This is a genomic window from Cohnella endophytica, from assembly GCF_003628305.1.
Taxonomy (GTDB): Bacteria; Bacillota; Bacilli; order Paenibacillales; family Paenibacillaceae; genus Cohnella; species Cohnella endophytica.
Map to the genome: position 1 here is coordinate 85,650 of NZ_RBZM01000006.1, position 12,388 is coordinate 98,037.

The 12,388-nt window shown below is 53.0% G+C and carries 7 protein-coding genes; 4 read left to right on the forward strand and 3 right to left on the reverse strand.

Translation table 11 applies throughout. From position 1 onward, the window contains the following. The first annotated feature begins 19 nt into the window (after positions 1-19). The 4 genes from D7Z26_RS14355 to D7Z26_RS14370 all read left to right on the forward strand — a co-directional run bounded on the left by D7Z26_RS14355 (position 20) and on the right by D7Z26_RS14370 (position 7,090). Positions 20-2,965 carry a family 78 glycoside hydrolase catalytic domain gene (locus tag D7Z26_RS14355; RefSeq protein WP_120977674.1) on the forward strand — a complete coding sequence of 982 codons (2,946 nt, stop codon included), beginning with the start codon at positions 20-22 and terminating at the stop codon, positions 2,963-2,965. A gap of 193 nt (positions 2,966-3,158) precedes the next feature. After that, complete coding sequence (locus D7Z26_RS14360; RefSeq protein WP_199731712.1) at positions 3,159-4,940, forward strand: sensor histidine kinase; 1,782 nt, start codon at positions 3,159-3,161, stop codon at positions 4,938-4,940. Next, a complete protein-coding gene (locus tag D7Z26_RS14365) occupies positions 4,912-5,703 on the forward strand; it encodes a response regulator (protein ID WP_120977675.1) in 792 nt (263 codons plus the stop codon). The genes D7Z26_RS14360 and D7Z26_RS14365 overlap by 29 nt, the downstream gene beginning before the upstream one ends. Positions 5,704-5,818: 115 nt before the next feature. Beyond that, positions 5,819-7,090 carry an extracellular solute-binding protein gene (locus D7Z26_RS14370; RefSeq protein WP_120977968.1) on the forward strand — a complete coding sequence of 424 codons (1,272 nt, stop codon included), beginning with the start codon at positions 5,819-5,821 and terminating at the stop codon, positions 7,088-7,090. 83 nt (positions 7,091-7,173) lie between these two features. On the opposite strand, the gene D7Z26_RS14375 is transcribed toward D7Z26_RS14370, so the two are convergent. From D7Z26_RS14375 to D7Z26_RS14385, 3 genes are all read right to left on the reverse strand, one after another. Then, positions 7,174-10,200 carry an efflux RND transporter permease subunit gene (locus D7Z26_RS14375; protein WP_158602317.1) on the reverse strand — a complete coding sequence of 1,009 codons (3,027 nt, stop codon included), beginning with the start codon at positions 10,198-10,200 and terminating at the stop codon, positions 7,174-7,176. 133 nt (positions 10,201-10,333) lie between these two features. After that, on the reverse strand, positions 10,334-11,701 hold the full coding sequence (locus D7Z26_RS14380) for a sensor histidine kinase (RefSeq protein WP_233566917.1): 1,368 nt from the start codon (positions 11,699-11,701) through the stop codon (positions 10,334-10,336). Beyond that, a complete protein-coding gene (locus D7Z26_RS14385) occupies positions 11,694-12,374 on the reverse strand; it encodes a response regulator transcription factor (RefSeq protein ID WP_120977677.1) in 681 nt (226 codons plus the stop codon). The genes D7Z26_RS14380 and D7Z26_RS14385 overlap by 8 nt, the downstream gene beginning before the upstream one ends. Between the last annotated feature and the right edge of the window lie 14 nt (positions 12,375-12,388).

Here is a 12,388-nt window from a genome sequence, read left to right on the forward strand (position 1 = left end):
CATCAGGAGGAGCACGATCATGTCGATCATCGCCAAGAGCACGCCATGGAAAGGCAATTGGATTTGGGGAGGCTCCGAGGAAAGCCCGCGCAACGAATGGCGCTGGTTCAGAACCTCGTTCGTCTGTCCTTACGGTCTGGAAAGTTCGGCTAAGGCCGTATTATGGATTACGGCGGACTCCCGTTACGAAGTGTACGTCAATGGTACAAGAGTCGGAAGAGGCCCCGTTCGTTATTTCTCGACGGATATTTTCTATGACGGCCATGAAGTCGGGCATCTTCTTCGACGCGGCGAAGTCAACACGATCGCGGTTCAAGCGATGCATTTCGGCGTCTCTAACTTCGCCTATATAAGGGGACGGGGAGGGCTGCTCGCTCAATTAGACGTATTCTCCGGCAATGACGAAATCACGCTTGCCAAGACGGGGGACGACTGGAAGACGTCCGTTCATGCGGGGCAAGACCCGGCCATTTCCCGCATGTCCTGCCAGACGGCGTTCGCGGAACGAATCGACGGAAGACGGCTTGCGGAAGATTGGACGTCTATCGATTATTCGGATGCCGACTGGCAGCAGGCGACGGTTATTGGCCCGGTAGGGATGGAGCCTTGGGTGAGGCTCCATCCGAGGGACATTCCGTATTTGACGGAGGAGCCCGTTCTGCCTACGCGAGTGACTTCTTTAAATAGAGTCGTTCCCTATCGGCTTACGGCTTTTATCGACGCGTACCGCTTGATGAAGGCTCCCGGCGAAGAGAATGCCAATCATATCCGATTCTGCGGCGCTTTCGCGACGATTATTCGCTTGCGAGAAGAAGCGGAAGTCAAGGTCATGCTCCACATTGGCGGCCTCGGTATCGTCCGGCTGGGAGAGCGGCTTTACTCCGGAGAGGAACTGGCAGGCGAGCCGCCTCTTGCTTGCATTCGCGCCAAATTGCCGGCAGGCGACCATTTGTTGCTCTACACCGTGTACGGCCCGGAACATGGCCATAGCAACCGGTTCGGAGTCGACGCGGACAAAGAGATCGAGTGGATCTCTCCTGTCGAAGCGGAGCTTCCCGAGACCGGCGAGCCGATGTCTCCGTTCGTTCGCGTCGGACCTTCTTTTACGTATACCTGCATCGATTACGTAGACCAGTATGCGTTGCTTTCTTCGTGGGAAACGGAGAAGATCCGCTTCGCCGATCGAATCGCTCCGCTATCGAGCATCGGCGACCTGCGGGAATCGGGTTATCCGCTCGAGCCTGTTCCGCACGGCTTAGCTAATGGAGAAGATGCGTTCATGCCGCAGTTCGCCAAGCGCGAATCCGAAGCGTATTCCGTTCCCGCCAGTCTGCAACGTATCGCCGTCGCTTCCGCGGACCCGGGCGTTGTACCCGTATTCAATAATGGAGACACGGAGTTCATGCTCGATTTCGGCAAGGAGTGGAGCGGGTACCTGGAATTCGAACTGGAAGCCGAAGAGGGACTTACGGTCGATTGGTATGGCATCGAATATCGGAAGGACACATATGTTCAACATACGTTCGGCTTAGACAATACGCTTCGTTACGTGACGCGCGAAGGGTTTCAACGATACGCGTCTCCCGTCCGAAGAGGGTTCCGGTATTTGATCGTCACGGTCCGCGGTGCTACGAAACCGGTGCTCGTCCGCGGCGTCCGGCTCGTGCAAAGCAACTATCCCGCGCCAGAGATCGGCGCGTTCCAGTGCTCGGACGATAAGCTGGGCCGGGTATGGGACATTTCCAAGCATACGACGAAACTCTGCATGGAAGATACGTTCGTCGACTGTCCGGCCTACGAGCAGACCTTCTGGGTAGGGGATAGCCGCAACGAAGCGCTCGTCAATTACTATACGTTCGGCGGGACGGACATCGTGGAACGATGCCTCCGGCTTGTTCCGGGATCCGGGTTTCAGACGCCGCTATACGGAGACCAGGTACCTAGCGCTTGGACGTCCGTCATTCCGAACTGGACGTTCTTCTGGATCGTGGCTTGCCGGGAATACGCCGAGCATACGGGCAACCGCGCGTTCGCGGCGGAAATGCTGCCTTCGATCTTATCGACGTTAAGAGCGTATTTGACGCATCTAAACGCCGACGATCTACTGGACATGAAGGGATGGAACCTGCTGGACTGGGCGCCGATCGATCAACCGGATGACGGCATCGTTACGCACCAGAACGTCATGCTCAAAAAGGCGCTGGAAGAAGCGGTAGCAATTGCCGAGTTCGCGGGAATACCCGAAGAGTCTAAACAATTCGAGGCATTCGCCGCTAGAATGAAATCGGCAATCAACAGGCATCTCTGGAGCGATGAGCGCCAAGCTTATCTCGATTGCATTCATCCGGGAGGCCGCCGCTCGACCGTGTTCAGCATGCAGACGCAAGTCATGGCGTTGCTGGCGGGCGTTGCGGAAGAGGAACGATCGGAGACGCTGAAACGTTACTTGACCGCCACCCCGGAAGGATTCGTACCGATCGGAAGCCCGTTCATGTCCTTCTTCTATTACGAAATGTTAATGAAAAGCGGCAACGTGCAATGGATGCTCGACGACATTCGCGATAACTTCGGGTTTATGCTCGATAACGATGCGACGACGTGCTGGGAGATGTACGGGCACACGACGATGAACCGCGCGAACGAGAATGATTTGACCCGTAGCCATTGCCACGCCTGGTCCGCGGCTCCCGGCTATTTTCTGGGCGCGTATGTGTTAGGCGTACGACCTGCCACGCCGGGATGGGCGAAGGTCATTATCGAACCGTTGAATGGCGATTTAAGTTGGGCCAAGGGAACCGTGCCTCTGCCGCTAGGCGGGTGCATCGATGTCGAATGGAAAGCCGAAAACGGGGAGATCTCCTCGCTCGTTGTTACGGCTCCCGAACCAACGGAGCTCGATATTCGAGTTCCAGAGACTTGTACCGTCAGCATTAGACGGGTAAGACAACTTCCGGAATCTAACTGAAATAATCAGCGAGACAAAAAAAGAACCTTGATGGCCGCCGGATAACTAGGCGCATCAAGGTTCTTTGCCTTTAACGAGCTTAGTCGCTCCCAGTGGGAACATGGATTTCGGACGATTTTGCGGCTTACATCTGTTTCAATAGATATGGTACAGTTATACCGACCAAGTTTTTGGACGGAAGGCGTGAACCCGCTTGATCAAGCTCGGAAGACACAATACCCTTCGCAATCAAATTTTCATAGGTTTCCTGCTGGTCATGATTATCGTGCTGGCCTCGGTAGGAATATTTACATACGATCGGGTGTCTTTGCTGTTGCGTAACAGCGCGGAGAGGCATATTCAACAAACTGCCGTCCAAGCTACGGGGAAACTGGAGGCGCTGCTGCGGCAGATCGACACGATCGCGGCCCAAGTAGCGACGAACGACTCGGTTCAGCGCTTGCTTATGCAGGAGCTGGACGGCAGGCGGGCGAGCTTCGGAGAGCGTCAATCCTTGCAGCAAATCTCGAGAAACTATCAAGCGTACGCGACCGGCATACGTTCACTAGAGCTATACACGACGGATTATAGACGAATGTTCCCGCTCGATGACGTTAGCTTGAATAGCCGCATTCCCGACGAATGGATCAGCAAAGCGGACCGCGAGATGGGCGGGCTAGTCTGGCTAGGGCTTGATCCGACCGACCCCGACGTGGTCATCGCGATACGCAGGGTAAGACTGATCGACCGATCTTTCTCCCATGGCGGGTATTTGACGGTACGCATCGAAAGAAGCTATTTCGAATTGACGGATTCCTTGACCGAAGGAGACGGTTCGCGGGAGGCTATGGTGCTGCTGGACGAAGCCGGTCATACCATCGCCTCCGACTTCCCGCCGGCCGCGGGAGTGGAAGCTCATCTGGCTTCCGGGGATGACGAGGTCGCGATCGGCGGCGATTCTTACAAGGCCATTCGGCAACAGTCGGCAACGACGGGGTGGACGCTCGCCATATTAACGCCGGTCGATTACTCTACCGAAGGTATCGCCGTTCTTCGAACGGCCATAGTGCTTGCGGGCAGCATCGGTTGCTTGTTGTTCCTCATCTTCACGTTTATTTTGTCGACGATGATTACGCGCCCGATCTTGAATCTGATGAAAGCGATGCGCGGAGCCCGCCTAGGTTCGCTTAAGCCGAATGAAAGCACGTCTTCCACGATGGAGATCAACGAGCTTAACCATACCTATAATCAGATGGTCGCTTATTTGAACGAACTGATCGAAGTCGTCTACCAGAAGGAAATCATCCAAAGCCGAACGGAGCTTAAAGCGCTGCAGGCTCAGATCAATCCGCACTTTTTGTTCAACACTTTGGAAGCGTTCTATTGGGAGCTTGAGGAGAAGGGGGAAGACGAATTGGCACGCATCGTCGTGGCCATGTCCGGGCTGTTCCGTTATGTGATCAGTCGTCCCGACGAGGACGAATGGGTGACGATTCGGGACGAGCTCGACCATGCCGAGAGATACTTGCAGATCATGGAGATGCGCATGGTCGACCGCCTCTCCTGGGAAATCAACGTCGATGCCGCCAGCCAAGGCGTGCCGATACCGAAGCTGCTCGTGCAGCCGCTCGTCGAGAACGCCATTTTGCACGGAATCGAGCAAAGGACGGGGCCAGGAAAGGTCCTCCTAAGCATAGAAGCTTCCAAACAACCGGGTTATACCGCGGTGTGGGTAAGCGATGACGGGCCGGGCATGGATGAAGCGTCCGTTCTGGCATTAAGAGAAGCGTTAGCGGAAGGTCGTTCGTTGTCATCCAAGGGAACCGGCGTCGGTCTTCTGAACGTACAGTCAAGGCTTAAGCTCTATTATGGATCATTTACGAATGGTTTAGATATCCGGATTACGGAAGGCGAAGGCGCCTCGTTCGGCTTCGAAATACCGAATGAACATGGGGGGACAATCCAACGTGAAGACGATCTTGATCGTGGACGATGAACCAAGAACGAGGCAAGGCATTCGCAAAACGTTGGAGGCATGGTCTTCCGGCGAGCATAGGATCGTAACGGCCTCCAACGGCGTCGAAGCGCTCGCGTGGCTGGAGAAGAACGAGACCAATTTGCTCGTGACCGACATTCGGATGCCGGAGATCGGCGGGCTCGACCTGGTCGAGAAGCTGAACGAAATGGCTTATCCGCCCGTCGTCATCGTGATTTCCGGCCATCCCGAATTCGACTACGCGCAGCGTGCGCTCAGGCTTGGCGTCGTCGAATATTTGCTGAAGCCCTTGGATAAGGCGAAGCTGGTACGGGCGGTGGAGCAAGCTTTCAAGAGAGAGGAAGACCTTCACCGGATCGGCCGGATGGAGAAGCTCGTCGATCCTAAGCTGCTGGAAGCCGGGGAGCAGGAAATGAAATACAGTCCCCCTGTCAGGGAAACGATTCGATATTTGGAAGAGCATCTCCATGAACCCGTATCGATGCGCGAAGTCGCGGAGCACTTGCACTTGAACGCCAGTTATTTCAGCGTCCTGTTCAAGGAGCAGACCGGACTCACATTCAGCGAATATTTAACCCGCAAAAGAATTCAGCGGGCCAAGGAACTTCTAGTTAGCACGCGTATGCCGATTGCGGACATCGCGGAACGGGTCGGTTACCAAACGGCCAAATATTTCGTAAAGGTGTTCCGTTCCATAGAGTCCCTTAGTCCCGGACAGTATCGCCAAAGAGACGCGGAAGAGGAAGAAACGACCCCATATTAGCGAGATTAGTAAAGCGGTTGCAAACAGTGGAAGCAGTACAAAAGGGGGTGTAAACGTGTTCAAGACAAAATCGAAATGGACCGCTCTGCTTTTAACGCTTAGCTTGACACTCGTCATGGCCGGTTGCGATGGTAAAAACAATAAAGGGAATGTGAGTTCCCAAGGGACGGACAACGCGGGCGGAGAGAAAGTAACGATCAACTTCATGCATTTGTGGCCGGCAGGCTTAGCCGCCGGACAGAACAGAATCGTGAACCAAATTATCGACGCTTATCAGAACGAACATAAAAACGTCACGATCAAGCAGGAAGTGTTGGATAACGAGCAATACAAGAGCAAGTTAAAGGTATTATCGGCTTCTAATCAATTACCGGACGTTGGCGTTACTTGGGCGGCGGGTTTCCTGCAGCCTTACGTGGAAGGCAAGCTTTTCACCCCGGTGGACGACTTGCTTAGCGGTGAGCTGAGCGGTAAATTCGTCGCCGGTACGACGGAAGCCTATGCGATCGACGGGAAAACGTATGCGGTTCCGCTCGAATTCAACATCGCCCCCGTTTACTACAACAAGGTTATTTTCGCGAAGAATAACCTAGAAATACCGCAAACCTACGAACAATTCAAGCAAGTCGTCAAAACGCTGTCCGAAGCGGGGACGGCACCGATCGCTCTCGGCAATAAGGACCGTTGGACGGGCTCGCTTTGGTATATGTATTTGGCCGATCGCATCGCGGGGCAACAAAAGCTAGAAGACGCTATCAACGGTTTCGGCTCGTTCTCGGACGAAGGCTTAAAGAAAGCGGCCGCGGAAGTGCAAGCGTTGGCGGACGACAACGCTTTCGTTAAAGGCTTCAACGGCTTGTCCAACGAAGAGGCGAAGTCGGAGTTCCTTAACGGCAAAGCCGCCATGTACTTGATGGGCACGTGGGAGCTTCCGAACTTCACGACGAACGAAGATATTACGCAAGAGTTTCGCGACAGCGTCGGATTTTTCAAGTTCCCGACGGTCGAAGGCGGCAAAGGCGATATCAACAGTTGGGTAGGCGGTCCCGGAGTCGGCCTGTTCGTCTCCGAGCGCTCCAAAGTGAAAGAAGAAGCCAAGAAATTCGTGGAATACTTCGTCACCAAATGGGGCGAGCAATCCGTTACCGGCGCCGGCGTTATGCCGGCTACGAAGGTAGACACGGCGACGCTTAAGCTTCCGCAGCTCTACATCGACTTGTTCAACGAAATGAACAAAGCCAGCAGCATCACGTTGTTCGCCGACGTCCAGTTGAAAGCGAACGCGGCGGAAACCCACCTCAACATGATTCAGGCGCTCTTCGGCAAAGCCGTGACGCCGGAGAAATTCGCGGAAGCGCATGACGCGGCCATCTCCAAAGGGAACTAAAGGGGTGGGCCGACTTGGATACGAAAAAAGATGGCCCCTGATCATTCAGGAGCCATCTTTTTCGTTGTATTGTTTCCGAACGATTAGAAGTTCTCGACTTCCTTGACTTTGCGGCGTTTGCCCGTAATCAGGTAGATGACAGGCAACACGATCAAGGTAAGCAAGGTAGAAGTCGTGAGTCCGCCGATGACGGTTATCGCGAGTCCGCTGGAAATCAAGCTAGAGGATGCGGACGTCGACAGAGCGAGCGGCACGAGCGCAAGTATAGTCGCGCATGCGGTCATCAGAATCGGTCTCATCCGCACTTTGGCGGCTTCGACGATCGCTTCGGTCAAGTCCATTCCGGTCTTGCGGTTTTTCTCGACGCGATCCAGAAGCACGACCGCGTTCGTGACGACGATACCGACCAGCATCAGCAAGCCGATCATCACGCTCATGGACAAGGATTGACCCGTTACGAGCAATCCGCCCAATGCGCCCACGGGCACGAACAAAAGCGATGACAAGATGATGAGAGGCGTAAGCAAGCCGCCGAACGTCATGCTCATGACGAGGAATACGAGGCCGATCGCGGCGCCGATCGCGATCCCGATGCTGGCGAATCCTTCGTTGATCATCTGGAGTCCGCCGCCGAATTTGAGCTCCACGCCGCTAGGGAGCGCCAAGCTCTCAATATCTTTCTGCACTTCTCCCGTCACTTTGGCGGTGTTGGAGCCTTTGATCTCCGCGCTGATCTTCGCGAAGGTTTTGCCGTCTTCATGGTTCACGCTATTCGGCGCGGAAGATTCCGACAGATCGGCGATATCCTTTAACTTCACGATTCCGGTCGGAGTCGGAATGGAGATATCCTCCAACTGCTCCTTGGAAGCGATCTGCTGCTTGTAGGACATCGAAATCGCTAAATTTTGTCCGTCCAAGACATAGGTTCCCACGTTCATAGGCCGTAATTGCTCGTTAACGATTTGCATGATTTGGAAGGAGGAAATATTGGCATCCATTCCATGTTGGTTCAGGGACAGAACCCATTTCGGCGTGACGTCGCTGAGGTTATTCGTCACTTGTTTGAGCTCAGCGTTCTGAAGCAGTAATTGTTCGACTTGTTTCGCAGCATCCGCCAATTGTTCCGAATTGTTGGAATAAAGGCTGACATCGATTCCGTTGCCTGTCGGAGGACCGGATTGTTGGGCACCGGATTTGACTTCTACCGTCGTATCCGCCACGGAAGCCGTTACTACCGGTTGCAGCTCCGTTTGCATGCGTTCCAGCAACGGGTCGATATCCGTACCTTCGACGAACGTCGCATTGATCGAGGCTTTATTGCTTGATCCCGTCAGCGCGAACCGATTTTCACCTTTACCGCCGATATCGACCTTGTAATCCACGATTCCCGGCAATGCTTTTACATAGGCTTCGACGTCTTCGCTGACCTTCGCGGTTTGATCCAACCCGCTCTTCTCGGGAAGCGTTAGGTTGATTTGCGCGGTCGGAGCGGGCGTCGAAGGCAAGAAAGTTACGCCGAGCAGCGGAATCGTCGCCAACGAGCCTACGAGCAGGACGATCGCGGTTCCGACGGACAGCGCCTTTCTTTTTAATGCGCCGCGAAGAATTTTCTCGAATTTCCGTTGCAGGAAGCCTTCTTCGGCATGGGCTTTGGCTTTCTTGAAAAACTTGGCGCCCAGCACCGGAATGAGCATTACCGATACGAGCAGCGAAGTGACGATCGATATGACGACCGCGTAAGAGAAAGGCCGGAAAAATTCGCCGATAATTCCCGTTACGAAAGCAAGCGGCAAGAATACGACTACGGTGGCCAACGTCGACGAAGCAACGGCGCCGATTACTTCCTTGGTAGCCTTAAAGGCAAGTTCTTTGCCTTTCATTTCGCTGCCCTTCTCCTGACGCCACCTGTAGATATTCTCGATGACCACGATACTGTCGTCGACGATTCTACCGATCGAGACGGCAATGCCTCCGAGCGTCATGATATTAAGCGTATACCCCATCTCGTTCAAGAAAGCGATCGTCGCGAATATCGAGATCGGCAACGAGATGATGGAAATCAGCGTAGCTCTTACGTTCCGCAGGAACAAGAAGATGATAATGACGCAGAATAACGTTCCGAACAGTCCCTCTTTAACCAAAGAGGATACGGAATGTTCGATTTCCGCTCCGGAGTCAGAAATGACGCGAGTATCCAAACCGCCTGTTCCCTCATAGGTTGCAAGCGTATCCTTCACTCGATTGGCGACATCCGCCGTATTCGCGTCTTGATCTTTCATGACCGATATCGTAAAGCTCGTATTTCCGTTGAACCGGGTAATCTCGTTCTGGGAAGACACCGTCGTAACCTCGGCGATATCCGACAGTTTCAAGCCCGGTGCCAGCTTCAAATCCTCGATTTGCTTCAGGGAATCGAGACTGCCGACCAAACGAATCGGGATCGCGGTTTGATTCTGCGTTACGCTTCCGAGCGGGAGCGCGTAATCGAGCGACTGAATGGCTTTCTGAATGCGATCTAACGTTAACCCGCTTTGGGCCGTTTTATCCTTGTCGACTTGAATCCGAATTTCTTCCGATTGGGTGCCGCCCAACGTTACGGAATTGACTCCTTCGAGCTTGCGCAGCTTAGGAACGACTTCGTTCTCGAGCTTGAGCTGAAGAGCCTGCGCATTGTCTTTATCGGAGAAGACGGCGGCTTCGTAGATCGGTTGGGAGTTAATGGACAGCCGTTGCACCGAGACCTCGGCGCGATCCGGCAAGTTCAGTTTGGCAAGAGCGGCTTCCACGTCGGCATTGACGGTATTCATGTTCGTGCCGAACGGGAATTGAAGAAAGATGCTTGCCCGATTCTCGGACGACGTGCTCGTCAACGAGTCGTAACCCTTCATCCCGAGCAAGCTGCTTTCGACGGGCGAAGTAACCTCTTTTTCGACTTCTTCCGTAGATGCTCCGGGGTAATTGGCTTGAACCAATACGGCGGGGAATTCCAGATCGGGAAAAGTCTGTTGCTTGATCTGCGTAGCGGAGTACAGGCCGTACCCCAGTACCAACATACATAGGATAACGACCGCTACCCCGTTTTTAATGCTTATTTTACTTAACCAACTCATCTGATTTCTCTCCTCTCTATCTTCGACTACTATAACCGACCAATATGGATTCAATATGAACTCCCGTTTACAAAATAAAAAAACCGCAAGCCGGGGCTTACGATTCCTTCGATTATATGAGCGGGGACGACGATTACGGCTCGTTCGTACGATAGCGCATAGGAATTCGAACTCTATATTCGCATCCTCCCATGGAAGATTCGGATATTTCGATCTCTCCATGATGGATATCGATGATTTGCTTGGCGATCGACAGCCCGAGCCCGTTTCCTTTGACTGAGCCGTCGCGGGATTTATCCGCCTTATGAAAGGGCAGGAAGACGTCCAAGCGCTCCTCCGCCGGAATTCCGGGACCGTTGTCCGCAATTGCGACGACGAGAAGATCGCCTACTACCGCCGCGGTTAATTGTATTATTCCGTCATTGGGCGTGAACTTCAGGCTATTGCCTAACAAGTTAATCCATACTTGGTTCAATTGATCTTCATCCGCTTGCACGAGAATTTGCTCGAACTCGACTTCAAGCGAGATCCTTTTGGCCGACCATAGGGGCTCGAGAGTGATCATCACTTTTCTTAGTTGCTCGTCCAGCCGGTAAGATGTCGTCTTCAAGGGCGAATCTTTAAGCTGCAGATGGGATAATTGCAAGAGGTTCTGGCTTAACCGGGATAAGCGTTCGCTCTCTTCTTCAATGATCGTCAAATAATGAAGTCGGCGTTCTTCGCTTAATGTTTTATGTTTTAATGCTTTCGTAAAACCGGAAATCGAGGTTAACGGCGTTTGGAATTCGTGAGACACGTTCGTGACGAATTCCTGCCGTATCCGATCCAGATTCGCCAGTTCGACGGCCATTTCGTTAAAGCTGGTAGTCAGTTGACCGATTTCGTCTTTGCGTTTGGTATGCAGACGGGTATTGAATTTTCCTTTGGCCATTCGTTTGGTCGCATGGGTCAGCCTTTGCAGCGGTTTTACGACATAGCGGGCAGCGACGACAAATAATAAGCTTCCGATAATAAGTACCGACAGGAGCACGGTTTCAAGTACGTTCTGGAATAGTCTTTCAAGTCTCTGCGAATCCAAAGTGAGAAACAAGGCATAAGATTTCCCGTGATCCTGGAACGGGATGCCGACGAGGGAGTGATGGTCCTTCCCCTCATTCGCGTTGCGCAAGATGCTTCCCGAAACGACTTCTTTAATTTGGCCGGCATCCACTTGCATGGAGGGTTGTTGCTCGCTTAGAATCGGATCGCCGTTCGGATCGAAGATCTGGAAGCGAACATTCGAAATACCGGATACGCCTTGCATAAAAGGCTTTAATTGCACCGAAGGAGTCGATTGATAGGCTTGGATGATTTTTTTGCCGTTAGCGATGAGGTTCTCGTTCATCAGATTTTTAATCTGGCTCTTATAGAGCAACGAAGCGACGACAAACGATAGGATCAAGCTGGCAATGACGGCACCGACGAAAATAAGGACGACCCTGACGTACAACGACTTAATCACGGTACACCTCCAGCCGATAGCCGAGGCCTCGAAGCGTAACGATCTTGAAATCCGCCTCGATGTCCGAGAAACGTTCCCGCAATCGCTTGATATGCACGTCTACCGTACGCTCGTCCCCGTCGTAGTCCATTCCCCAAATATCCTCGATGAGGCTTACGCGAGTAAACAATTGTCCGGGATAACTCCCGAGCTTGTACAGCAGCTCGAACTCTTTCATGGGCAACGTGATCGGTGGATTGTTATTGCGAATGACTTGGTAGCTCTTGCGGTCTAAGAGAACGTCGCCGAGCTTGACGGTTTGGGAAGTCGATACGCCGTAGCGTTTCAGAAGGGCTTTCACCCGCAGTACGAGTTCGACGGGATCGAACGGTTTGACTAAGTAGTCGTCGGTACCGAGTTGAAATCCTTTGATCCGATCCGGGGCTTCCCCTTTCGCGGTGATCATCAGAATCGGGGAATTTCCAAGCTCGCGCAGCTTCTGACATAACTTCCAACCATCCATAAGGGGCATCATAATATCGAGAATGAATAGATCTACCGAATAATTTTCCGCGTAATCCCACGCTTCGGCTCCGTTGTTCATTTCCACGACCTCGAAGCCTTCGTCTTCCAAATACAAGCGAATCAACTCGCGAATATGTAAGTCATCATCAACGACCATGACCTTAGGCATGTTTTAACCCCTTT

Bases quoted from the DNA above. Each gene is read 5' to 3' on its own strand.
- D7Z26_RS14355 (WP_120977674.1), top strand. From the start codon at position 20: ATGTCGATCATCGCCAAGAGCACGCCATGGAAAGGCAATTGGATTTGG.
- D7Z26_RS14370 (WP_120977968.1), top strand. From the start codon at position 5,819: ATGGCCGGTTGCGATGGTAAAAACAATAAAGGGAATGTGAGTTCCCAA.
- D7Z26_RS14375 (WP_158602317.1), bottom strand. From the start codon at position 10,200: ATGAGTTGGTTAAGTAAAATAAGCATTAAAAACGGGGTAGCGGTCGTT.
- D7Z26_RS14385 (WP_120977677.1), bottom strand. From the start codon at position 12,374: ATGCCTAAGGTCATGGTCGTTGATGATGACTTACATATTCGCGAGTTG.